Raw genomic sequence first — 21724 nt, forward strand, 5'->3', positions numbered from 1 at the left:
GCGCGCGCCCTCGCCCGTTCGCAGTACGCGCGGGCAGTGGTCCTTTCCCGGACCTACAGGTCTGTGCGGTGATGGAGCGGGGTAACCGAGCTGTCCCAGCACTTGTCGATCAAGAAAGACCCGTTCCGTTGATGACCAGCACCAGCAAGCCCGCGTTAACGGCCGAGCGCGCCCGGCACGTCCACCGCCGCCGGGTCGGCCCCCGCCGCCCCGGCGGCGTCTACACCAGCGGCACCGACGGCGAGACGTACGTCGTCCTCGCCGTGCACTACGGGGCGGACGCCCGGGCGGCCCTGGGCCACCCGATGGGGTGGGCCGTCACGGTGCGCACCGCCGACGGCCGCGAGCGCACGCACTGCACCCCGTGGGACCCCAGGCGCGACCGGGTCCGGGGCGACCTGTGCCCACGGTGCCTGGGCCCGCTGCGCCGCCACCCGCCGGGCGGCCCCTGCCCCGCCCGGGTCTGAGGCACCCCGCCACGGGCGGGAACCACGTTGCCCCGGCCGGGTGGTGTGGCGGGCGCCGGGCGGGGGTACACACTTGCGGAGGCCGTACGGGCGGCCTTCGGACTCGCGCCCCGCGGGGGCCGGCCGGCAGTGGAGCAAAGGAATAACGCATGGCCAGCGGTACGGTGAAGTGGTTCAACTCCGAAAAGGGCTACGGATTCATCGCCCAGGACGGAGGCGGGCCCGACGTCTTCGCCCACTACTCCAACATCTCCGGCAACGGTTACCGCGAACTCCTCGAGGGCGAGACGGTGACCTTCGACATCACCCAGGGAGCCAAGGGCCCGCAGGCCGAGAACATCGTGCGCGCCTGACACCGCGGGGACACCCGGCCCGGGGCCGCCACCACCGGTGGCGGCCCCGGGCCTCGGGCGTGAAAGGGCGCCCGTAAGGGTGAACCTCGTCGGGCCCCGGCGCGGGAGAACCCGGCGCGGTGTCACCTGCGCCACCGGCGCCCACATCACGCCCGCGCGGCCACGGCGGCCGGGCGGACGCCCGCCGGCCGGTCCGACCCCGACCCGGTGATCCGCACCAGCGGTGAGCAGCCCCGCCGAATCTCCCTCCCCGGCAGAGCGCCTACTCCGAGCCGCACTTCTGCGAGGCATACTGGCCGACGTTCCGCCAGATCGACTTCCCACGGGCCCCGCGCGGCTGCGGTGCGTCGACGCCGCTCCGGCGGCCGACCGTTCACGGGGTGCCGCGAGCGGTCGCCGGGTACGCCGGGCCGGGGACCCGCTACGGCTCCCGGGCGCGCCCGACCGGCCCGGGGACGGCCGCGGTGTGAGACTGGGCGCCGGGGGCCCGGGGCGGCACTGCGGTGAGGAGCGGCATGGGGCTGTTGGCCAGACGCGGGCACGGTGAGCGGCGCGACCCCGGGCGGCCGGGCCTGGGCAGCCGGCTGAAGGACGCGTACGGTGACCACGTCGGCCCCGCCGAGCAGTCGGTGCTGATGGCCTGGTCGGCGTTTACCGCGACGTTCGGCGTCACCCGCGCGCTGACGTACTGGATCAGGGGCGGCCACGGCCCGTCCGGCGGGGGGATCCGGCTCGGCGGGCGCCACTTCCACCACTACAACATCGGCATCGCGCTGCTGTGCGGGGTGGGCGCGGTGGCCCTGCGCGGCCAGGAACGCCACCGCCGCCACCCGCTGACCGCCATCGCCTACGGCAGCGCGAACGCTCTCATCGTCGACGAGTTGATGCTCCTGCTCGACCTGGAGGACGTCTACTGGGCCAAGGAGGGGCGCACCAGCGTCGACGTCGCCGTCGGGCTGATCGGGGCCGGCGGGATCTACTTCGCCTCCACCGGCTTCTGGCACCGCGCCACCCGCGAGGTCGCCACCTCCCTCACCCCGCGCCGCACCGGCTGACCCTCGGTCCGGCACGTTCCCGGACGGCTGTTCACCCGGCGGTATACATGACGCGTATACCCGATGTGTATAGTCGTCGGCATGCTGTTCCACCGTGATCCGCCCCCGTGCCCCGCCCGTCCCGGCCCGTGCCCGTGGGGCGTCCGATGCAGGTGAGCACGAGGCTGTGCCAGGCCGGCTCGCCGCCGTCCCGGCCGCCGAGGGTGGTGCTGGCCGCGTTCGGGGTCCGCAAGTCCTTCGGCCCGTACGTGGCGCTGGACGGGGCCTCGCTGGCGATACGTCCCGGTGAGGCCGTCGTGGTGCGCGGCGAGCCGGGCGCGGGCAAGTCGACGCTGCTGATGTGCCTGGCCAACCACTTGCGGGCGGACGCCGGACTCGTGGTCTACCAGGGCGTCCGGCTCGGCGTCGAACGCACCTCGGGCGGCCCCGCGTTGCTGACCGGGGCCGCGATGCTGCGCCCCGATCTGACCTGCGCGGAGAACGTCGCCCGGCCGCTGCGGCGGATGGGGCTGCGCCGCCGGGCCGCCCGCCGGGTGGCCACCGCGTGGCTGGACCGGCTCGGCGCCCCCGGCTGCGGCCGGCGCTACCCGGGCGAACTGTCCTGCGGCCAGTCCCACCGCGTGGCCGCCGCCACCGTACTGGCCACCGCGCCCCGGGTGGTGCTGGCCGACGACCCGGCCGAGTTGATGGACCGGGGCGAGGCGTTGGACGTCACCCGCTCGGTGCTGGAGGCCGCCCGTGCCGTCGGCGCGGCGCTGGTGCTGGCGGCCCGTGACGCGTCGGTCGCCGCGGACGCCGACCGGCAGGTGCTGCTGCGCGAGGGCCGCGTCGTCGGCGGAAGGGAGATACCGGGATGGTGACGACGACGGGGGTCCGGCGGACGGCCGCGCTGTGGCGTGCCGCGTCCCGCCTCGCCGCCCGGCCCGCCTTCGAAGTCGTGGTGCTGGCCGGCTGCGCGGTGGCCGCGCTGGCGGTGGGGGTCGCCTCGCCCGCCGGCACCGCCCAGGAGACGTGGGGCCTGGCGGCGGCCGGGGGATACGGCGCCGCCTGCCTGGTGGCCGCCGGCTCCCGGGTGCGGTGGGGGAGCGGAGCGGCGGCCGTGGCGGTGGCGGGGGCCGTCGTCGTACCGCTGGTGCGATTGGTGGTGGCCGGCAAGGCGCAGATGGAGGTCGGGGTGATCGAACGCGGCGCCGCGACGCTGCTGTCCTCCGGCACGCCCTACCTCCAACAGCCGCGCTGCGTACCGGAGTTCAACCCCTACCTGCCCGGCATGTCGGTCTTCGGGCTGCCGCACGCGCTCTTCGGCGACCATCTGCTGACCAGTGCCCGGTTGTGGATGACGGTGGCGTTCCTGGCGGCGATGGCGGCGGCCGTACGGATGTCCGGTGCCGGTGGACGGGGGTTGTTGTGGCTGACCGCCTGTCCGGTGCTGGCGCTGCCGTTGGTGATCGGCGGCGTGGATCCGCCGGTCGTCGGGCTGTTGTGTCTGGCGCTCTCCGGTGCCCGGGCCGGTCGTCCGGTGGCCGCCGGGCTGGCGGTGGGGGCCGCGGCGGCGTTGAAGTGGACGGCGTGGCCGGCCCTCGCCGTACTGCCGGTGCTCGTCGCGGTGTGCCGTGGACGCCGTGCGGCGGGCCGGTGCGCGGTGGCGATGGCGGGGGTCGCCCTGGTGTGCACGCTGCCGGCCGCGGTGGTGGACGCGGACGCCTTCGTGACCAATGTCGTCCTCTACCCCTCCGGGCTCGCCCGGACGGTGTCCACCGCGGCCAGCCCGTTGCCGGGACGGCTGATCGCGGATCTGCTGCCGGACGGCAAGGCGGTCACCATGGTGCTGCTGGGCCTGGCGGCGGCGGCCGTCGGGGTCTCGCTGCTCGTCCGCCCGCCGCGTGGCGTCGTGGCGGCGGGGGACCGGCTGGCGCTCGGCCTGACGATCGCCGTCCTGCTGATGCCCGCCACCCGCGTCGGCTCCGCCGTCTACCCCGTGGCGCTGATGGTCTGGCCCCGCCTGATCGCCGCCGTCCACCGCCGTACCGCAACGGTGACGGTGACCCGGCGCACCGCCCCGGTGCCCGTTGGGCGGGCGGTACCGGCGCGGCGGGAGGAGGCGCGGGTGTAGCGCCACGGCCGGCGATGCCCTCGCGCGGCCGCGCACCGGCGGCGGGTCAGCACACGGGGACGTCGGGGAGTTCGTTCCCCGGGTAGTCCAGGTAGATGTTGGTGATCCAGCCGCCGTACAGCGGCAGATAGGCCCACCAGTCGTTGACGTAGGAGCCGACGGTCACCGTCTGACCCTGCTTCTGGCAGGAGACCAGCGTCTCCACCCCGGAGGGGAGCGCGGTCAGCACGGTGGAGTCGGTGGTGGTGGCGGCGCGTACGTGGACGCCGGTTCCCCAGGTGCCGTACCAGCCGCCGGCCGGATGGGTACCGCCGGGGACGTTCAGCGAACGCACCAGGCGGTCGAGGTTGGTGTACGCGGCGCCGAAGGTGGTGTCGGTGGGCTGGAGGGTGAAGACGGCGATGATGGAGCGGTCGCCGGCGCCGACCGTGCCGGTGGTGTGGAGCGCGCGCCGGGTGAGGTCGACGCCGGCCGGCCGTGCGGAACGTGGCGCGGCGGCCTCGTTGCCGGTGCAGTCACCGGAGCTGCCGAAGCCGGACCAGCCCTGCTTGACCGCCCACGGGCGCTCGAACGACGCGGGGATGCCGAAGCGCTGGTCGAAGCCGTCCTTGCCGCAGCGGGTGGAGGCCCGCAGGTCGCCCATGACCAGGTCGCGTACCGGGGCCGGCGCGGTGTCGAGCAGGTAGCGGTAGATCGTGACGGTGTCGGCGGCGGACAGCGCCGTGTACCCCCAGTACCCCGGGTAGCCCGCCGGAGGTCCGGCGGTGTCGGTCAGCCCGAGCCGCGCGGTCATCCGGTCGACGATGGCGCTGCCGCCCTCCCGCGACCAGTAGAAGGAGGCCGCGTCGTCGTCGCTGCTGCGCAGCATCGAGTCCAGCCGGGCGCGGTCGTCCGGCGGCAGGTCGTAGTCGGGGCCGCGGTCCCACAGGTGGTCCAGCGCGATGAGCAGCTTGACGACCGAGGCCGAACGGAACTGGGCGTGCGCGTCGAGCTGTTCGGTGAACGTACCGGTCTGCCGGTCGAAGACCGCCACCCCGGCCGTCACCCCCGGCGGAACGACGACGCCCGCCCGTGGTGGTCCGGCCGCCCGCGCCGGGGAGACCGCCCAGCCGAGCAGGAGAGCCGTCACGACGAGCCAGCCGGACGCGACCGCCGACGCGCGGCGGGTGAGCCTCATGGATGAAGACAACCGAACATCCTCCGTGGTCGAGAGCCGGCGGTCGCGCGGACGCCACCTCCGCGGCGCCCGTGGCCGGGCGGCGGGTCCCCGGACCACCGCGCGACCCCCATCGTGCCGTGGCCCGGGGCACGGTGAGAAAACTAGGAGCGCGGGCCGGGCGCGGCATTGGAGAAATGCGAACGCCGAGGGCGCGTCACGGGTGCGGGCGGGCGTCGAGCAGTTGGGTGGGGGTGCGTCCGGCGAGGAGGCGGAAGTCCCGGTTGAGATGGGCCTGGTCGGTGTAACCGCAGGCGTGGGCGATGTCGGCCCAGGGCCGGCCGGGCGCGGCGAGGAGCAGGTGGGCGGCGTGCTGGAAGCGCCAGACGCGGGCCACGGTCTTGGGTGACAGGCCGACCTGTTCGGCGAACTTCTTCTCCAGGTGGCGTCGGCTGCACCCGAGTTCGTCCGCGATCCGGCCGATGCCCGTCCCGCCCCGGGAGGTCGCTATGCGCTGCCAGGCCCGCACCAGGGTGCCGTCCGGCACCGGTCCCGCCGACAGCCAGCGGGTCAGGGTGCGGTCGAGGACGGTGAAGCGTGCGCGCCAGGTCGGGCAGAGCGCGAGCTGTTCGGCCAGGACGGCGGCGCGGCGGCCCACCAGATCGGCGAGCGGGAGGTGGGTGTTGGCGAGTTCGCCCATGCCGACTCCGAAGAGCGCGAAGGCACTTGGCGGTGCCAGCGCCACCAGCACCGCGGCGCCGGTGATGCCGGGCCCGATCCGGTAGAAGCGGTCGTAGAGGCCGGCGACGCCCAGCGCGGGCACGGCGGCCGGACACCGTGCCGTGAACAACCGCCCCCGGCAGGCCCCCGACAGCCAGATGGTCAGCATGACGGCACACTCGGGCGGAACGCGCTGGACCGTCGCCACCGCCACGTCGGCGCCGTCGATCCCCGCGTAGCTGAGCACATGCCCGCGCAGCCGGGGATGCGGCTGCCCGATCACCACCCCGTGCGCCCCACCGACCGGCACGATCCGGGTGCCCGGGTCGGCGAGGCTGGGCCACCAGTGCTCGCCCGCCCCTGCCACGGCCCCCGGATCCGTCCCCGCCAGCCCCTCCACGGTCATGGTCCCGCCCCTTCCACCCGGTTCGGCCGATGGTGATGATGATCCCGAAGACGGGTGAATAACCGATAAACGGGCGATACGCGTCCAAGACGGTTGAGCGCACTCGCCGCCGGCCCGTCCGCCGGACGCGGACCCGTTCCGGCCAAGGGCGTCGGAGCCCCCGACTCCGGCCCGGCGTCCGGCCGTTACCCGTTCGCACCCCTTGACGCCGTGCTTTGGTCTGGACCATCTTGGGGTGGCCGCGCGGTGGATCGGCCCTACAGCTCGGTGGCGCGGCCGTGCCCTCGCCACCCTCTCCTACGGGGAGGCTCGCCATGAGGCGTGTCGTCGTGCCCTTCGTCACCGCTACCGCCCTGCTGGTAACACCCCTGGTCACGGCGCACGCCGCCACCGGGACGACCGGCCTGGTCGCCACCTGGTCGGTCGCCCAGAGCTGGCAGACCGGCTTCGAGGGCGACTACACCATCACCAACAACACCAAGGCCACCGTCCCCACCTGGTCCCTCTCCTTCGACCTGCCCTCCGGCGAGACCATCAGCAGCGTGTGGAACGCCACCCTGACCTCCACCACCACCGCGGGCGGCACCCACTACACGCTCACCTCACCGAGCTGGGCCACCCCGCTCGCCCCCGGCGCCACCGCACCCGTGGTCGGCTTCGACGTCAGCACCGGCACCGCCGGCCAGAACGCCCCGGCCAACTGCACCATCAACAACGCGCCCTGTGCCGGCCTGCCCCCGGACACCACCCCGCCGACCACCCCCACCGGGCTGGCGGTCACCGCCACCGGACCCGGCAGCATCTCCCTGAGCTGGAAGGCCTCCACCGACGACCAGGGCGTCGCCGGATACCACGTGCGTGACAACGGCGCCGTCGTCGCCACCGTCACCGGCACCTCCGCCACCCTCACCGGGCTCCTCCCCGGCAGCAGTCACACCATCACCGTCTCCGCCTTCGACGCCACGGGCAACGAATCGCCCGCCTCCGCCCCCGTGACCGCCACCGCCGGCAGCGGAACGGCCCCGGGCGCGGCGGCCCCCTACGTGGACCTGGGCGCCTACCCCACCCCGAGCCTGCCCGCGCTCGCCCAGGCGTCCGGCATCAAGCAGTTCTCCCTCGCCTTCGTCATCAACGGCGGCACACCGTGCACCGCGAGCTGGTTCGGCGCCTACGACCCGGCCACCGGATGGGACAAGGACGACATCGACGCCCTGCGCGCGGCCGGCGGTGACGTACGGGTGTCGTTCGGCGGCGCCAACGGCACCGAACTCGCCCAGTCCTGCACCTCGGTGTCGGCCCTCGCGGCCCAGTACCAGAAGGTGGTCGACGTCTACGGCCTCGACCGCGTCGACTTCGACATCGAAGGCACCGCCGTCACCGACCAGGCGTCCGTCGACCGCCGCTCGGCCGCCCTCGCCCAGGTCCAGGCCGCGCAACGGGCCAAGGGCCGCGACCTCAAGGTCAGCCTGACGCTGCCCGTGCTGCCCACCGGACTCACCTCCGACGGCCTGTACAACCTGCAGTCGGCGAAGAACGCGGGCCTCGCCGTCGACGTGGTCAACGTCATGGCGATGGACTACGGCGACGCCACCGCGCCCGACCCGAGCGGCAGGATGGGCGCCTACGCCATCCAGGCCGCCCAGTCCACCTGGAAGCAGGTGCTGTCGGTGTGGCCCACCCTCACCGACGACCAGGCGTGGGCCATGATCGGGGTCACCCCGATGCTCGGCCAGAACGACAACGCCTCCGAGGTCTTCGGGCTGTCCGACGCCTCCCAACTGGTCGCCTTCGCCCAGCAGAACCACCTCGGCGAGCTGGCATTCTGGGAGATGACCCGGGACGCCAACGCCTGCACCGGATCGCTGTCCAAGTGCACCAACATCCCGCAGAAGCCGTACGACTTCTCCAAGATCTTCGCCGGCTTCACCGGCTGAACCGCCGCCTCCCGCCCGACCGGCCGCGCCCCGCTCACACCGGCGCCGGCCGGTCCGAGGCGGGCCACACGTACGGCAGGTCGGGCGGGACGCCGGGGAACCGGGGCCCGTAGTGATCGGGGTCCTTGCGCACCAGCGCCGACTGATGACTGCGGTGGAACGCGGGCAGGCCCAGCCACGGCGGCAGCTCACCGGCCGACGCCAACTCCGCCTGACCGCGCGGCTCCGGATCCGTGGCCGCCCCCGCGCCGAGCCCCGCCACCAAGGAGACCGCGCAGGTGTCCCGGCGCCCGGCCGCCGTCCACACCCGGCAGACCTCCAGCCCGTAGGCGACCAGCGCCTCCTCGTACCCCGCCCACATCCGCACCGCCGGATGGTGCCGCCAGCCGTACCCCGGCACCGTCAGCCCGCGCAGGATCTGCAACGCCTCCACCCGCTGCTTGCCCAGCCGCCGGGCGTCGAGGACGGCCGCCGACGCCGAGAAGTCCGGATAGGGCAGAAACGTCTGCACGACCCCCATCATGCCCCGCACCGCACACCACGCGCCCACCGCCGTTGCGCCGGGCGGGTGGGCGGCGGCCACCACCGTCACCGGTCGTCCAGCACCGCCCGCGCCCGCCACGCCGCCACGGCGGCGGCCGGATCCTCGGCGTACCAGTGGAAGACCCGGGCCTCGGCCGGTCTGCCCAACGGCCGTACGAAGCCGACCGGTCGCGTCAGCTCCACGGTCACCGTCGTCTGGCCGCCCACGCCCAGACGCGTGACGCCGTCCGCGTCCACCGCCCCCATCCGGCCACCGGAGAACCGGCGGTCGACGCGCACCGAGGCCACGTACCGGGCCGGTATGCGGACGTCCACCAGCACCCCGTACCGCAGCCGCAGCGACCCGTCGGCGCCCACCACGTGCGGACGCACCACGCACGACAGCTGCAGGGCGAACACGAAGTACACCGCCCACACGTCGACGACCAGGGTGACGGCGTGCACCACCGGATCCGGGACCAGCCAGGCCAGCGCCACCGCCTCCACGACGGAGACGAACCCCAGGCCGTACATCACGTCCCGCTGCGCGGCGGCGTACGGCACCGCCGCGTCGCCCTCGCCCACCCCGTGCGGTCCACGGCCGGAGAAGCGGCGCAACACGCTGGTGAACAGGGCGAGTTCATGGGACAGCAGTCTGCGCGCGAGCGCCGGGACGGTGTCGGCGACGGCGGCGCGCAGCGCCGCGCGCCGGTCCGGGCGGTCCCGGTGGTGGCGCCGGTAGTCGAGCGCGAAGAGCGTCATCGCGGCCACCACGACGGCGCACACCAGCGACTCCACGACGACCCGCACCACCGGCGTCACCCGCGCCCCGCTCAGCAGGCACACCACCAGCACCGCCTCGCCGGGCAGCGTCACGGCGAACGACCACCGCACCGCCTTGCGCAGTACCCGCACCGCGCTCACCGGTTCCGCTCCCGCAGCAGCCGCATCGCCGAGGTCACCGCGGCGGCCTGCGCCGGGGCGAAGTCGGCCAGGAACGCCTCGGCGAAACCACCGCCGGCCTGGTCGTCCACGTCCTCGGTGGCGGGCGGGGCGAGCGCGGAGAGCACCTCGTCGGGGATGCTCCCGACGATGGCGCGCGCCGTCCGCTCCACCCGGGGGTCGTCCTCGGGCACGTCGGCCAGCTCGTCGAGCTGGGCGTAGACCGCGTAGGCCCGCGTAACGGCGTCGGGGTGGGAACGCAGCGCCGCCGTCAGCCCGTCGAGCCACGTCCGGTCGCCGCCGGGGGAGCCGGTCTCCAGCAGGGCGAGCAGTTCGCGTTCCCGGGCCGCCATCGCCGGTTCGGGGCCGGGCAGCCGGGCGGCGACGCGTGCCATCTCGTCGAAGAGCGCGGCCAGTTCGGGGGAGACCGGGGCCTGGGCGGGCAGCGCGCCGCCAGCCCCGGCCTGCCCCAGCAGCTGCGCCAGCCGTGCCCGGCGCTGCCGGATGTCCTCCTCCTGGCGGGCCAGGTCGGCGTCGAGCTCGGCGAGGACCTCGGCCAGCTCCTTGTCCGCGTCCTCGGCCAGCACGTCGCGGACTTCCTCCAGGCTGAGCCCCAGCTCGGTCAGCCGGCGGATCCGCGCCAGCTCGACGGCGTCACGCAGCGAGTACTCCCGGTAGCCGTTGGGCTGCCGCGCGGGCTCGGCCAGCAGGCCGATGCGATGGTAGTGCCGTACCGCGCGTGTGGTGACGCCGACGAGGCCGGCGAGCTCTCCGATCCGCATGCCACCAGTAGAGACGTTGACGCTGCGACAAGGTCAACCCGGCGCGTCCGGTTCGCGCCAACCGGCGTCTCCGGCGGGTGGGTTGGGGATGGACGGCGTGGCGGGCCGGGCCGGCCGGGGCGGATCTGACATGCCCAGGCTGGAGCAATGGCCGGTGCGGGCCCCCGGCCGCATTACGCTGAGCGCATCGACCAAGCCCCGCCGGGAGTTCTTGTGTCCAGGACGTGTCAGCGGATCCACGAGGGCTCCCCCGGGGGCCCAGGGCGTCCCACGGTGTCCCCGCCCGGCCGTCCGGGGGACCCGCCCGCGTCGCCGTGCCGCCGTCGGAGCCGGTGGTGAGGTGGCCCGGGCGGCGGGTCGACGGGGCGGCCGGTCCGGGCATCGGGGCGCCGGCCCGGCCCGCCTGGATCCGCTGGCTGCCGGCGCTCTACGTCGCCGCGGTGCTGGCGCTGGAACCGGTCACCCCGGTGCAGTGGCCGGTCAGCTTCCTGCTCATCGCCCTCCCGGTGGCGGCGGCCTTCGCCCACGGGCCGGTCACGGTCGCCGCCCTCACCCTCTTCGCCATCGGCTTCCAGGCCCTGCTGGCCGGCACCCCGTGCTGCGCCGGCCGCTCGGTGGGGTACGTGGGCGAGCGCCACTACGTGGCCGCCTACATCTCCACCGCCCTGGTCGGCGTGCTCGGCACCATCCTCGCCGCCCACCAGGAACGCCGGGAACGCACCCTGGCCACCGTGCGCTCCGTCGCCGAGACCGCGCAGCGCGTACTGCTGCGTCCGGTACCGGGCCGCCTCGGCCGGATCGCCGTGGAGACGCTCTACCTGTCGGCCGCCGCCGAGGCGCGGATCGGCGGCGACCTGTACGAGGCGGTGCCCACCGCGTACGGGGTACGCCTGCTCATCGGTGACGTGCGGGGCAAGGGGCTGGTCGCGGTGGAGACGGCCGCGCTGCTGCTCGGTGCCTTCCGGGAGGCCGCCCACGACGAGCCCGACCTGGCCCGGGTCGCCCACCGGGCCGAGCGCAGCATGCGCCGCAGGGCCGCCCAACTGCCCGGCAGCGATGTCGCCGAACGCTTCGTCACCGCGGTCTTCGCCGAGGTCCCCGACGACGAACCCGTGGTGCGCATCGTCAACTGCGGTCACCCGCCGCCCCTGCTCATCAGCGGCGGATCGGTCACCGAACTGCATTCGACCGACCCCGCGCCGCCCCTCAACCTCGGCGTCCTCTTCGGCGACGACTACCAGGTGGACACCGAGCCGTTCCGGGCCGGCGACCAACTGCTGCTGTACACCGACGGCGTGACCGAGACCCGCGACCGCGCCGGTGCCTTCTATCCCCTGCTGGAACGCGTCGGCCGGTGGACCGCCCTGCCGCCCCGGGAACTCCTCGACCGCCTCCACGAGGACCTGCTCACCTACAGCGAGGCCAGGCTGGACGACGACACCGCCGCTCTCGCCGCCTACCGGCTCCCCGAGGAGCCGGGCGGCCCACCGCACCCTCACGGGGACCGCCCGGCCGGTCAGAACTGACGTTTTGTCAGCGACACGCCTGGTAGACCGAGTTGTCGAGGTCCTTGGCGAAGAAGACACCGTTGAAGTCGTTGGCGTTGTCCTTGGGGCAGAACAGCGACGGGGTCATCAGCGGCTTGGAGGGGTCGTTGTCGACGTGGTCGCCCTGGTACTCGGCGTTGAAGACCGGCTTGCCGGCGTTCACGTACTGGTCGAGTCCGTAGGCGCCGTTGTCGTCGGTGGTGCACTCGGAGAACTGGTTGCATTCCTCGTTGAGGGCGGCGTCGAAGTACGGCAGGAGCTTGGGGATCTGCTCGTTGTCGTTCTTCTGGAGCACGCTCATGCCGCGCTGGTGGGTGTCGTTGGCGAGCGTGCTGTTGAAGTAGAGCTGGTCGTCCTTGGTGATCTTGAACGAGGTGTTGTTGGCGTACCCGTCGATGTTGTCCAGCTCGACCGCGTCGAACCCCTTCTGCCGGCACATGTCCAGCCGGGCGTCCATGATCTTGCGCAGCGCGCTGTCGGACTTCTGGATCTCCCGGACGTCAAGCCACTTCTCCCCCTTCCAGCCGTTGGAGTTGCCCAGTACGGCGGCGGGGAACTGCTTGGCGTCCGGACGCCAGTCCTCGTAGGAGCCGGCCGAGATGTAGCAGACCGCCTTGGTGCCCTGGGCGTGCAGCTTGGCGACCGTGTCCGCCGGGGTGTTGAAGCCGTCGACGTCGTACATGTCGACCTTGCGGAACGTGGTGGGCACCGAGCGCAGCACCCAGTCCCACGATGTCTTCACGTCGGGGTGCCAACACCCCGCGCAGGCGACGGGCTTGGGCATGGCCGGGGTGGCCGCCGACGCGTGCGGGGCCAGCGATATCGCCAGCAGGGCCGCGGTGGCGCCCGCGGTCAGCAGCCGGCCGGTACGACGGGAAACGGACATGGGATACCTCCGATGGGTCGGGACGAGCGCGCGCGAGCGCGCACGCACCACGGGGCGGAAACCGCCACGGGTACGGGCCTGGGGGGTGGGTTCAGTCGAGGGCGCCGGAGCGTCGGCGGGCGGCTTCCCCGGTGATGGTGCCGTGGTGCGGGCCCCGCGTCGACGTGTGGTGTCCGGACGGACAGGAAACTCTGCCTTCACGTCGCAGCAGCGCGTCGGCGCTGCCGGCGGCCCCCAGCACACCGAGGATCCGGGCCACCTCCTCGTCCATCGCCGCCCGCGCCGGTGCCAGGTAGCGGCGCGGATCGACCATGGCGGGCGCGTCCGCCAGCGCGGCGCGCACGGCGGCGGAGAAGACGCGGTTGAGGTGGGTGGAGAGGTTGACCTTGGTCATGCCGTTGCGCACCGCGTCGGCGATCATCGCGTCCGGCACCCCGGAGGAGCCGTGCAGCACCAGCGGAACGGGCACCACGGAGCCGAGGGTGGCGATCAGCTCCAGGTCCAGTACGGCGTCGCGCGAGGTCATGGCGTGCGAGGAGCCGACCGCGACGGCGAGCGCGTCGACCCCGGTGCCGGAGACGAACCGCGGCGCCTCGTCGGGGTCGGTGCGCACCCCGGGTGCGTGCGCGCCGTCCTTCCCGCCGATCTCCCCGAGTTCGGCCTCCACCCACACCCCGCGCTCCTGGCACCACGCGGTGATCTCCCGGGTGGTCTCCATGTTCTCCCGCCACGGCAGCCGCGAGCCGTCGTACATCACCGAGCTGAACCCCAGCGCCACGGCCTCCTTGACCAGCTCGGTGTCGGTGGCGTGGTCCAGGTGGAGCGCGGCGGGGGCCGGGCCCGCCTCGGCCGCCGCCAGCACCGCCTCGGCCAGCGGCGCCAGCGCCCCGTGGTACCGCACGGCGTTCTCGCTGATCTGCACGATCACCGCCGAGCCGGCCCGGGCGGCACCGGCCAGCACCGCCTCGGCCTGCTCCAGCAACGCCACGTTGAAGGCACCGGCGCCGTGGCCGTCGCGTACCGCGGCGGAGACGATCGTCGCGGTCGGGATCAGGGGCATGAGGACTCCTCATGGTGGGCGTCCGGCCGGGGAGGGCGCCCCGGACGGACACGGTGGCGGGTGGGGCCGGCCGCGTCGGGCGCGGGCGTCACTCGGCGCTCTCCAGGATCACCGAGCGGGTGAGGTTCGGCGGGTTGTCGACGTCCCGGTCGACGGAACGGGCCAGTTCGACCGCGACCCGCTGCGCCTTGATCAGCTCGGCCAGCGGGTCCAGGGTGCCGACCACCAAGTGGGCGCCGGTGCGCAGGATCTGCCGGTCCAGGCCCTCCGGGAGTGGGCCGAAGCTCCACACCGCGCGCCCCGCCGCGGCGACGCCGATCGGCCCGTGCCGGTATTCCATGGGCGGGTACGCCTCGGTCCACCAGGCGGCGGCCTCGCGGACCTTCAACGCGGCCTCCAGCGCGACCCCGCCCGCCCATCCCTCGCCGAGGAAGGTGATCTGGCCGGCCGAGCAGAGCATCGGGTCGAGTTCGTCCCGTACCGCGAACTCGGCGTCGGCCACGGCCGCCGACAGGTCCTCGCCGAGGTGGGCGCGGAGCAGCACGAGCTGGGTGGTGGGGAAGCGGGTCTGCACCACGGACTGCTCGTCGGCGTAGGTCAGTTCCACCACGTCGTCGGCGAACCGGGCGGCGGGCGAGCCGGTGACCGCGGTGATGACGGTGGTGCGCGCGTTGCCCTGGACCTTCTCCAGGGCGTCGATCACCTCGGTGGTGGTGCCGGAACGGGTCAGCGCGACCACCCGGTCGAAAGTGCGGGAGGACGGCAGCGGCTGGGACGCCGGGAACGCCTCGGTGTGGCCGGCGCCGGCCGCCTCACGCAGCGCCGCGTACGACTGGGCCATGAACCACGAGGTGCCGCAGCCGATCACCGCGACCCGCTCACCGGGTGCGGGCAGCGCCGGTGCGTGCTTCGGCAGTTCGTCGAGTACCCGTCGCCAGCACTCGGGCTGGGACGCGATCTCCTGGGCGGTGCGGGACATGGGATGACTCCTTCTACTGCACGGGCTGCTCACTTGTGCTCAACTTTGCGCGTCAACGTAGCAGAGATGAGCAACGCAGGGCAGTGGTCGCGGCGTAGCGGATCTCTCCCGTCGGGTGACAGCCCGGACGCAAGCCGTGAAAACAACAGACGGTTGCCGGAAGCTCTCAATCGAATGCTTGTTATTGAGCAGTTCATTTGCTAGACATACGGCCATCCGATCAACCTCGATCAGTCGGCCGCGACGCGGAGGGGCTGCCGCCGCCCGCCCGGCCCGGCGTCTTCGCGCCCCACCGCGCGCGACCTCCCCGACGGTCTGCAAGGAGTCCGCCCATGGCCCATACGCGAGGTGCACCCGTTGGACCCGCGCGGCGCGACGTGCTGCGTCTCGGCGCTTCCGCCGCCGTCGCGGCGGGGCTGACCGCCACGGTGAGCGGCTGCTCCGCCGCCATGGACGACGGGGTGGGCCCGGACGGCCGGGTCACCATCGAGCTGTGGCACGGCCAGGTCGACTCCTCCAAGGTGGCCGTCGAGGCGATGGTGCGCGAATTCAACCGCACCCACCCGAAGATCCGCGTCGACGCCGGCGGGGGAGGGGCGGTCGCCGACGACATGCTGCAGAAGGTCACCGCCGCGCTCGCGGCCGGCGCCTACCCGGACGTCGCCTACATCTACGGCTCCGACCTGCCCAACATCGCCCGCAGCCCACAGGTGGTCGACCTCACCTCATGGACCGGGCACGGCGCCACCCCCTGGCAGCAGTACTGGCCGGCCGCCCGCGAGGCGGTCACCGTCAACAAGCACGTCCGCGCCCTGCCCGCGCTGATCGACTCGCTCGCCGTCGTCTACAACAAGAAGCTCTTCCGGCAGGCCGGCGTCCCTTACCCCAAGGCGGGCTGGACCTGGGACGAGTTCGTGGAGACCGCCCGCCGGCTCACCGACCCCGGGCACGGTGTCTTCGGCACCGGCTGGCCGGGGGCCGGCGACGAGGACACCACCTGGCGGCTGTGGCCGATGATCTGGGACCTCGGCGGGGAGATCGTCGGCCCCGACGGACGCAGCATCGGCTTCGCCGACCAAGGCGTCCGCGCCCTGCAGACCCTCGCCGACCTCACCCGCGACCACTGCGTCTACATCGACTCCAAACCCGGCGGCGAGCTGATGTACCAGGTCTTCACCGGCGGCCGGCTCGCCATGGTGGCCACCGGCCCGTGGAAGCTCCCCGACATCATCGACGCCAAGGTCGACTACGGCGTCGTACCGCTGCCCACCTACAGCGGACGTCCGCTGACCATCTCCGGCCCCGACACCTGGACGATCTTCGACAACGGTCCGGCCCGTTCCCGGGCCGCCAAGGAGTTCGTCAGCTGGCTCATCCAGCCCGACCAGGACGTACGCCTGGACCTCACGGCCGGCACCCTGCCGCTCAGCCGGATCAGCGCCGCCCGGCCCGCCTGGCTGCGCGAGGTGGAGAGGACGACGGGCCTGGAGGTGTTCACCAAGGCACTCGACACCGCCCGGGTACGCCCGGTCATACCGGCCTACCCGCAGATATCCCAGGCGCTCGGCCAGGCGATCATCTCCGTGCTGATCGGCAGCCGCACCCCGGCCCAGGCCATCCGGGCCTGCGCCTCGACCGCCAACGCGGCCCTGCGGATACCGAGATGAGGAGGACAACCGTGTCCCAACGCCCCCGGTCGTTCGCCCCCCGGCCCGAGGTGGTCACGGCCGCCGCCAACCGGCGCCGGGCCCGCCGGGAGTCGGCCACCGCCTGGGCCTTCCTCAGCCCCTCGGTCCTGATCATCATCGGTCTCGGCGTCGTCCCCATCATCTGGTCGATGCTGCTCTCCTTCAAGGCCGACGACCTGGTCACCCCCAGCCGCTGGGTGGGGCTGGACAACTACCGGGCGCTGGTCTCCGACCCCAACTTCCACCAGGCGGTGGAGCACACCCTGGTGTACACCGCGCTCTACGTCCCGCTGAGCATCGTGGTGGGGCTGGCGATCGCCCTCGCGCTCAACCGCCGCATCCGGCTGATCGGCGTCTACCGCACGCTGATGTTCGTCCCCTTCGTCATCTCCGCCGCCGCCCAGGGCGTGCTGTTCTCCTTCATCCTCGATCCGCAGTTCGGCGCCGCCAACTCCCTGCTGCACCGGCTCGGTCTGCCCGCCCAAGGGTTCTTCGGCAGCCCGCACCAGGCGCTCTACCTGCTGGTCGCCATCTCGCTGTGGAGCGGCACGGGCTTCTGCATCGTCATCTACCTCGCCGCCCTCCAGGACGTGCCCGCCGAACTCGTGGAGGCTGCCAGGCTGGACGGGGCCCGCGGACCCACCATCCTGCGCCACGTCACCTGGCCGGCCATCACCCCGGTCACCGTCTTCCTGGTCCTGTGGCAGCTCATCCAATCGCTCCAGGTCTTCGACCTGGTGTACGTGACCACCAAGGGCGGCCCGCTGCAGTCGACCACGGTCGTCGTCTACTTCGTGTGGCAGCAGGCGTTCCAGGCGTTCACCGCGGGCTACGGAGCCGCCGCGGCCTACGTCCTGGCAGCCGCGCTGTTCGTGGTCGGCGGCCTGCTGCACCTGTTCCAGCGGCTGCGCAACCGGGCCGAAGGAGCCACCCGATGACCGTCCAGACCGTGCGTTCCGTGACGCGGCGGGCCGCCGCCACCGACGTGCCGGCGCCCGGCCGGCGCCGCTTCAAGCTGCCGTTCAGCCCGTGGCACCTGCTGCTGGCGCCGCTCTCGCTGGGCTTCGCCGTCCCGTTGCTGTGGCTGGTGCTCAGCTCGTTCATGAGCAACTCGGAGATCAACCGGTTCCCGCCGGCGCTCTTCCCGCACGGCCTCCACCTCGGCGGCTACCGCTACGTGCTGGGCAACGCGATGTTCCCGCGCTGGTTCGCCAACTCCCTGATCGTCTCGGCGGTCGCGGTCCTGGGCAACCTGGTGCTCGGCTCGCTGGGCGGATACGCCTTCGCGCGGATGCGGTTCTTCGGCTCCCGGGCGCTGATGGGTCTGATGCTCGCCACCATGGCGGTGCCGTTCCAGCTCACCATGATCCCGACGTTCCTGGTGATGAAGCAGTTCGGGCTGATCGACACCCTCGGCGCCCTGATCGTCCCGTCCCTGGTGACACCGTTCTCCGTCTTCCTGCTGCGCCAGTTCTTCCAGTCGCTCCCGCGTGAGCTGGAGGAGGCCGCCTGGATCGACGGGTGCTCGCGGCTGCGGGTGCTGGTCTCGGTGATCCTGCCGCTGGCCCGCCCGGCGCTGAGCACGGTGGCGGTGCTGACGTTCCTGAGCACCTGGAACGACCTGACCTGGCCGCTGATCGCGGTCAACCACGACACCCAGTACACCCTGCAACTCGGGCTGACCACGTTCCAGGGCCAGCACCACACCCAGTGGGCCGCGGTGATGGCCGGGAACGTCATCACCGTGCTGCCGGTCCTGCTGGCCTTCCTGCTGGCGCAGAAGGCGTTCATCCAGTCGCTGACCACCACCGGGCTCAAGGGGTAGCCGGCCCGCCCGGCACCGCCGCCCTGTCCGACACCGCCTTCCCGTCCGACACCGCCGTCCGCCCGATACCGCCGTGAGAGAAGACACCATGTCCCCAGCCTTCGACCTCCTCGTGGTAGGCGACGTCAACCCTGATGTCGTCGTCGGCCCGCTGTCCGGTGAACTCGCCTTCGGGCAGCGGGAACAACTCGTCGACTCCGGCAGTCTGCTGCTCGGCGGATCGGCCGCCATCATGGCCTGCGGTGCCGCCCGGCTCGGGCTGCGGGTGGCGTTCGTCGGCCGGGTCGGTGACGACGCCGCCGGCGCGTTCGTCCGGGAACGCCTCGTCGAACGCGGCGTCGACGTCAGCGCGCTCACCGTCGACCCGTCGCTGCCGACACCGCTGACCACCATCGTGACCCGCGGTGCCGACCGGGCCATCCTCACCGCGCCGGGCTGCCTGCTGGCCACCGGGCCGCAGGACGTGCCGCCCGCACTGGTCGCCGACTGCCGCCATGTGCACGCCGCCTCGCTCTTCCTCATGCCGCACCTGGCCGGCGCGCTGGCCGGGCTCTTCCGCACCGCGCGGGAGCACGGCGCGACCACCTCGCTGGACACCAACGACGATCCCAGCGGCCGTTGGGACCCGTTGCTGCTGCGTGCGCTGCTGGAGGTCACCGACGTGCTGCTGCCCAACGCGGCCGAGGCCCGGGCCATCGCCGGCTCGCTGCGCGGTGTGACGGGACAGGACGCCCCTGCTGACCTGGCGGAGGTCTCCCGCGAACTGACCCGGCGCGGCCCGCTCGTCGTCATCAAGGACGGGGCCGACGGGGCGCTGGCGGACGACGGCACCGGGCCGATCCGTACCCCCGCCGACCGGATCGAGCCGGTGGACACCGTCGGCGCCGGGGACAGCTTCGACGCCGGTTTCATCGCGGCGATGCTGCGCGGTCTGGGCCTGCCGCGCGCGCTCGCCTTCGCCACCGCCTGCGGGTCGCTGTCCACCCGCGCCGCCGGTGGCACCACAGCGCAGGCCGACTGGGCCGAGGCGGCACTGGCCGCCGACACCACCGGAAGGAAAACCGCATGACCCACCCGAAGATCACCTTCATCGGGGCCGGCAGCGTCGTCTTCACCCAAGGACTGCTCGCCGACATCTTCGCCTTCCCCGAACTCGGCGGCTGCCACGTCGCGTTGCACGACATCGACGCCGAACGCCTCAGCACGGCCGAGGCCGCCGCCCGCCGCATCGCCGAGTCCCGCGGCGTCAAGCCGGTGATCACCGCCCACCTGGACCGGCGGGCGGCGCTCGACGGTGCCGACTTCGTCGTCAACATGGTGCAGGTCGGCATGAACGAGGCCACCCGCACCGACTTCGAGATCCCCGCCTCCTTCGGGCTGCGCCAGACCATCGGCGACACCCTCGGCGTCGGAGGCATCTTCCGCGCGCTGCGCACCTTCCCGCTGCTGCACGGGCTCGGCCACGACATGGCCGAGGTCTGCCCGGACGCCTGGCTGCTGAACTACACCAACCCGATGGTGATGAACGTCGGCTACCTGACCGCGGCCACCCCGCTGCGCCGGGTGGTCGGACTGTGCCACTCGGTGTACTGGACGATGCACGACCTGTCCGCGCTGGTCGGCGTACCCTTCGAGGAGGTCTCCTACCTCGCCGCCGGGGTCAACCACCAGTCGTGGGTGCTGCGTTTCGAAAGGGCCGGGCAGGACCTCTACCCGCTGCTGGACCAGGCCATCGAGAAGGACCCGGAACTGCGCCGCCGGGTACGGGTCGACATGTACCGCCGGCTCGGCCACTACCCCACCGAGACCAGCGAGCACTCCTCCGAGTATGTCCCGTGGTACCTCCACCACGACAGCGAGGTGGAACGGCTGCGGCTGCCGATCGGGGAGTACCTGCGCATCGTCGAGGAGAACCTCGCCCAGTACCACGCGACCCGTGACGCGCTCGACGCCGGCCACCCGCTGCCGGTCGAAGGCAGCATGGAGTACGCCCCGCAGATCATCCACAGCATCGTCACCGGCACCCCGCGCACCGTCTACGGCAACGTGCCCAACCGCGGTCTGGTGGACAACCTGCCGTCGGACGGCGTGGTGGAGGTGCCGTGCCTGGTCGACTCGCTCGGCGTCCAGCCGACCCGGGTCGGCTCGCTGCCCCCGCAGTGTGCCGCGCTCAACCGCAACTACCTCGGGGTGACCGACCTGGTGGTGCGGGCGGCGGTGGAGGACGACCCGCGGCACATCAGGCACGCCGCCATGGCGGACCCGGCGACCGCCGCCACGCTGACCGTGGAGCAGATCTGGGAGTTGTGCGACGCGATGGTGCGTGCCCACGGCGAGCGGCTCCAGCCGGGGCTGCGCGCGGTGCTGGGCCATTGAGCCACCCCCGGGCCACCCCCCGTCCCACCATGGCAATTGTCCCTCTTTGCGCGAGTGATGCTCGCTCGCGCACGTTCTAGACTGGCAACATGCTCAAAGCTGATCGACTAGCCCGTCTCCTCGAACACGTGGCCACTGAAGGCAGCGCGAACGTGCACGAGCTGGCTGATCTCCTCCAGGTCTCCAGCGCCACCGTCCGCCGTGACCTGCACGTCCTGCACGAGCAGGGTCTGGTGCGACGCACCCACGGCGGCGCGGTGACCGGAGCCCTCAGTCTGGAACTCCCGGTCCGGCACCGGCTCGGCACCCGCCAGGCCGAGAAGAGCCGGATCGCCGCCAAGGCCGCCGCCCTCGTCCCCGACGGGGCGGTCGTCGGGATGACCGGAGGCACCACGGTGACCGAGGTCGCCAGGGCCCTGAGCGACCGCACCGGCATCACCGTGGTGACCAACGCCGTCAACATCGCCGCCGACCTGGTCATGCGGCGCGACATCCACCTCGTGGTGATCGGCGGCAACGCCCGCTCACAGAGCTACGAACTCGTCGGCCCCATCGCCGAACGCACCCTGGCCAACTACCACATCGACATCAGCTTCATCGGCGTCGACGGACTCAGCCCCGGCCAGGGATGCACCACCCACGACGAGATGGAGGCCCACACCGACCGCGCGTTCCTGAGCAACAGCGACCGCACCGTCGTCGTGGCCGACAGCTCCAAGATCGGCAAGGCCACCTTCGCCCGCATCTGCCCGCTGAACGAGATCGACACCCTGGTGACCGACGACGGCGCCGACCCGGCCCAGCTGGAGGCGCTGCGCACCATGGGCATCGACGTCATCGCCACCTGACCCACCCGCCTCTTCCCCGCCCCCGGCCGCCCCGCGCGGCCGGGGGCGGGCGCCGCGCATCGCAC

At 72.9% G+C, this 21724-nt stretch carries 21 protein-coding genes; 13 read left to right on the plus strand and 8 right to left on the minus strand.

The window, feature by feature from the left end:
- Positions 1 to 131: 131 nt before the first annotated feature.
- The 5 genes from SCATT_RS33405 (at position 132) to SCATT_RS33425 (ending at position 3988) form a co-directional block, all read left to right on the plus strand.
- Complete coding sequence (locus SCATT_RS33405; RefSeq protein WP_014150919.1) at positions 132 to 467, plus strand: hypothetical protein; 336 nt, start codon at positions 132 to 134, stop codon at positions 465 to 467.
- Positions 468 to 616: 149 nt separating this feature from the next.
- Positions 617 to 820 (plus strand): cold-shock protein, encoded by a 204-nt coding sequence (locus SCATT_RS33410; protein ID WP_014150918.1) that lies wholly within the window; start codon positions 617 to 619, stop codon positions 818 to 820.
- A gap of 515 nt (positions 821 to 1335) precedes the next feature.
- On the plus strand, positions 1336 to 1875 hold the full coding sequence (locus tag SCATT_RS33415; protein WP_014150917.1) for a hypothetical protein: 540 nt from the start codon (positions 1336 to 1338) through the stop codon (positions 1873 to 1875).
- A 146-nt stretch (positions 1876 to 2021) separates the two neighbouring features.
- The gene (locus tag SCATT_RS33420) at positions 2022 to 2735 is read left to right on the plus strand and encodes an ATP-binding cassette domain-containing protein (RefSeq protein WP_014150915.1); all 714 of its coding nucleotides are present in this window, start codon (positions 2022 to 2024) and stop codon (positions 2733 to 2735) included.
- Positions 2729 to 3988 (plus strand): glycosyltransferase 87 family protein, encoded by a 1260-nt coding sequence (locus SCATT_RS33425; RefSeq protein WP_014627023.1) that lies wholly within the window; start codon positions 2729 to 2731, stop codon positions 3986 to 3988. The genes SCATT_RS33420 and SCATT_RS33425 overlap by 7 nt, the downstream gene beginning before the upstream one ends.
- 46 nt (positions 3989 to 4034) lie before the next feature.
- On the opposite strand, the gene SCATT_RS33430 is transcribed toward SCATT_RS33425, so the two are convergent.
- Positions 4035 to 5165: a hypothetical protein gene (locus SCATT_RS33430; protein ID WP_014150913.1), complete on the minus strand. Its 1131-nt coding sequence runs from the start codon at positions 5163 to 5165 to the stop codon at positions 4035 to 4037.
- Positions 5166 to 5361: 196 nt separating this feature from the next.
- Complete coding sequence (locus SCATT_RS33435) at positions 5362 to 6270, minus strand: AraC family transcriptional regulator (protein ID WP_014150912.1); 909 nt, start codon at positions 6268 to 6270, stop codon at positions 5362 to 5364.
- Positions 6271 to 6584: 314 nt separating this feature from the next.
- Here SCATT_RS33435 and SCATT_RS33440 point away from each other — a divergent pair, with 314 nt between their 5' ends.
- Positions 6585 to 8204: a cellulose binding domain-containing protein gene (locus SCATT_RS33440; RefSeq protein WP_014150911.1), complete on the plus strand. Its 1620-nt coding sequence runs from the start codon at positions 6585 to 6587 to the stop codon at positions 8202 to 8204.
- Between the two features lie 34 nt (positions 8205 to 8238).
- Here SCATT_RS33440 and SCATT_RS33445 read toward each other — a convergent pair whose 3' ends face one another.
- The 3 genes from SCATT_RS33445 to SCATT_RS33455 form a co-directional block, all read right to left on the minus strand.
- Positions 8239 to 8715, minus strand: coding sequence for an MSMEG_6728 family protein (locus SCATT_RS33445; RefSeq protein ID WP_041823876.1), 477 nt, complete (start codon positions 8713 to 8715; stop codon positions 8239 to 8241).
- A 77-nt stretch (positions 8716 to 8792) separates the two neighbouring features.
- Entirely contained in the window at positions 8793 to 9650 is an 858-nt protein-coding gene (locus SCATT_RS33450) for a hypothetical protein (RefSeq protein WP_014150909.1), read from the minus strand.
- Positions 9647 to 10450, minus strand: a complete 804-nt coding sequence (locus SCATT_RS33455) for a MerR family transcriptional regulator (protein WP_014150908.1) — start codon at positions 10448 to 10450, stop codon at positions 9647 to 9649. The genes SCATT_RS33450 and SCATT_RS33455 overlap by 4 nt, the downstream gene beginning before the upstream one ends.
- A 335-nt stretch (positions 10451 to 10785) precedes the next feature.
- On the opposite strand from SCATT_RS33455, the gene SCATT_RS33460 reads away from it, so the two are divergent.
- Positions 10786 to 11976, plus strand: a complete 1191-nt coding sequence (locus tag SCATT_RS33460; protein WP_014627025.1) for a PP2C family protein-serine/threonine phosphatase — start codon at positions 10786 to 10788, stop codon at positions 11974 to 11976.
- A 7-nt stretch (positions 11977 to 11983) separates the two neighbouring features.
- Here the strand turns inward: SCATT_RS33460 and SCATT_RS33465 are convergent, their stop codons facing one another.
- The 3 genes from SCATT_RS33465 to SCATT_RS33475 form a co-directional block, all read right to left on the minus strand.
- On the minus strand, positions 11984 to 12883 hold the full coding sequence (locus SCATT_RS33465; RefSeq protein WP_014150906.1) for an endo alpha-1,4 polygalactosaminidase: 900 nt from the start codon (positions 12881 to 12883) through the stop codon (positions 11984 to 11986).
- Between the two features lie 91 nt (positions 12884 to 12974).
- Entirely contained in the window at positions 12975 to 13943 is a 969-nt protein-coding gene (locus SCATT_RS33470; RefSeq protein WP_014150905.1) for a class II fructose-bisphosphate aldolase, read from the minus strand.
- A gap of 88 nt (positions 13944 to 14031) precedes the next feature.
- Positions 14032 to 14922: an SIS domain-containing protein gene (locus SCATT_RS33475; protein WP_014150904.1), complete on the minus strand. Its 891-nt coding sequence runs from the start codon at positions 14920 to 14922 to the stop codon at positions 14032 to 14034.
- A gap of 332 nt (positions 14923 to 15254) precedes the next feature.
- On the opposite strand from SCATT_RS33475, the gene SCATT_RS33480 reads away from it, so the two are divergent.
- The 6 genes from SCATT_RS33480 to SCATT_RS33505 all read left to right on the plus strand — a co-directional run bounded on the left by SCATT_RS33480 (position 15255) and on the right by SCATT_RS33505 (position 21659).
- A complete protein-coding gene (locus tag SCATT_RS33480) occupies positions 15255 to 16589 on the plus strand; it encodes an ABC transporter substrate-binding protein (protein ID WP_014150903.1) in 1335 nt (444 codons plus the stop codon).
- An 11-nt stretch (positions 16590 to 16600) separates the two neighbouring features.
- On the plus strand, positions 16601 to 17548 hold the full coding sequence (locus SCATT_RS33485) for a carbohydrate ABC transporter permease (protein WP_014150902.1): 948 nt from the start codon (positions 16601 to 16603) through the stop codon (positions 17546 to 17548).
- Positions 17545 to 18435: a carbohydrate ABC transporter permease gene (locus SCATT_RS33490; RefSeq protein ID WP_014150901.1), complete on the plus strand. Its 891-nt coding sequence runs from the start codon at positions 17545 to 17547 to the stop codon at positions 18433 to 18435. The genes SCATT_RS33485 and SCATT_RS33490 overlap by 4 nt, the downstream gene beginning before the upstream one ends.
- 88 nt (positions 18436 to 18523) lie before the next feature.
- Positions 18524 to 19504: a carbohydrate kinase family protein gene (locus tag SCATT_RS33495; protein ID WP_014150899.1), complete on the plus strand. Its 981-nt coding sequence runs from the start codon at positions 18524 to 18526 to the stop codon at positions 19502 to 19504.
- Positions 19501 to 20811, plus strand: coding sequence for an alpha-glucosidase/alpha-galactosidase (gene melA / locus SCATT_RS33500; protein ID WP_014150898.1), 1311 nt, complete (start codon positions 19501 to 19503; stop codon positions 20809 to 20811). Before SCATT_RS33495 ends, melA begins: the two co-directional genes overlap by 4 nt.
- 89 nt (positions 20812 to 20900) lie before the next feature.
- A complete protein-coding gene (locus SCATT_RS33505) occupies positions 20901 to 21659 on the plus strand; it encodes a DeoR/GlpR family DNA-binding transcription regulator (protein WP_014627027.1) in 759 nt (252 codons plus the stop codon).
- Positions 21660 to 21724: the final 65 nt, after the last annotated feature.

The organism is Streptantibioticus cattleyicolor NRRL 8057 = DSM 46488 (assembly GCF_000240165.1).
Lineage (GTDB): Bacteria > Actinomycetota > Actinomycetes > Streptomycetales > Streptomycetaceae > Streptantibioticus > Streptantibioticus cattleyicolor.

Excerpts from the sequence above, each read along its gene's own strand:
- SCATT_RS33405 (WP_014150919.1), top strand. The coding sequence starts at position 132 with ATGACCAGCACCAGCAAGCCCGCGTTAACGGCCGAGCGCGCCCGGCAC.
- SCATT_RS33410 (WP_014150918.1), top strand. The coding sequence starts at position 617 with ATGGCCAGCGGTACGGTGAAGTGGTTCAACTCCGAAAAGGGCTACGGA.
- SCATT_RS33415 (WP_014150917.1), top strand. The coding sequence starts at position 1,336 with ATGGGGCTGTTGGCCAGACGCGGGCACGGTGAGCGGCGCGACCCCGGG.
- SCATT_RS33420 (WP_014150915.1), top strand. The coding sequence starts at position 2,022 with ATGCAGGTGAGCACGAGGCTGTGCCAGGCCGGCTCGCCGCCGTCCCGG.
- SCATT_RS33425 (WP_014627023.1), top strand. The coding sequence starts at position 2,729 with ATGGTGACGACGACGGGGGTCCGGCGGACGGCCGCGCTGTGGCGTGCC.
- SCATT_RS33430 (WP_014150913.1), bottom strand. The coding sequence starts at position 5,165 with ATGAGGCTCACCCGCCGCGCGTCGGCGGTCGCGTCCGGCTGGCTCGTC.
- SCATT_RS33435 (WP_014150912.1), bottom strand. The coding sequence starts at position 6,270 with ATGACCGTGGAGGGGCTGGCGGGGACGGATCCGGGGGCCGTGGCAGGG.
- SCATT_RS33440 (WP_014150911.1), top strand. The coding sequence starts at position 6,585 with ATGAGGCGTGTCGTCGTGCCCTTCGTCACCGCTACCGCCCTGCTGGTA.
- SCATT_RS33455 (WP_014150908.1), bottom strand. The coding sequence starts at position 10,450 with ATGCGGATCGGAGAGCTCGCCGGCCTCGTCGGCGTCACCACACGCGCG.
- SCATT_RS33465 (WP_014150906.1), bottom strand. The coding sequence starts at position 12,883 with ATGTCCGTTTCCCGTCGTACCGGCCGGCTGCTGACCGCGGGCGCCACC.
- SCATT_RS33470 (WP_014150905.1), bottom strand. The coding sequence starts at position 13,943 with ATGCCCCTGATCCCGACCGCGACGATCGTCTCCGCCGCGGTACGCGAC.
- SCATT_RS33475 (WP_014150904.1), bottom strand. The coding sequence starts at position 14,922 with ATGTCCCGCACCGCCCAGGAGATCGCGTCCCAGCCCGAGTGCTGGCGA.
- SCATT_RS33480 (WP_014150903.1), top strand. The coding sequence starts at position 15,255 with ATGGCCCATACGCGAGGTGCACCCGTTGGACCCGCGCGGCGCGACGTG.
- SCATT_RS33490 (WP_014150901.1), top strand. The coding sequence starts at position 17,545 with ATGACCGTCCAGACCGTGCGTTCCGTGACGCGGCGGGCCGCCGCCACC.
- SCATT_RS33495 (WP_014150899.1), top strand. The coding sequence starts at position 18,524 with ATGTCCCCAGCCTTCGACCTCCTCGTGGTAGGCGACGTCAACCCTGAT.
- melA (WP_014150898.1), top strand. The coding sequence starts at position 19,501 with ATGACCCACCCGAAGATCACCTTCATCGGGGCCGGCAGCGTCGTCTTC.
- SCATT_RS33505 (WP_014627027.1), top strand. The coding sequence starts at position 20,901 with ATGCTCAAAGCTGATCGACTAGCCCGTCTCCTCGAACACGTGGCCACT.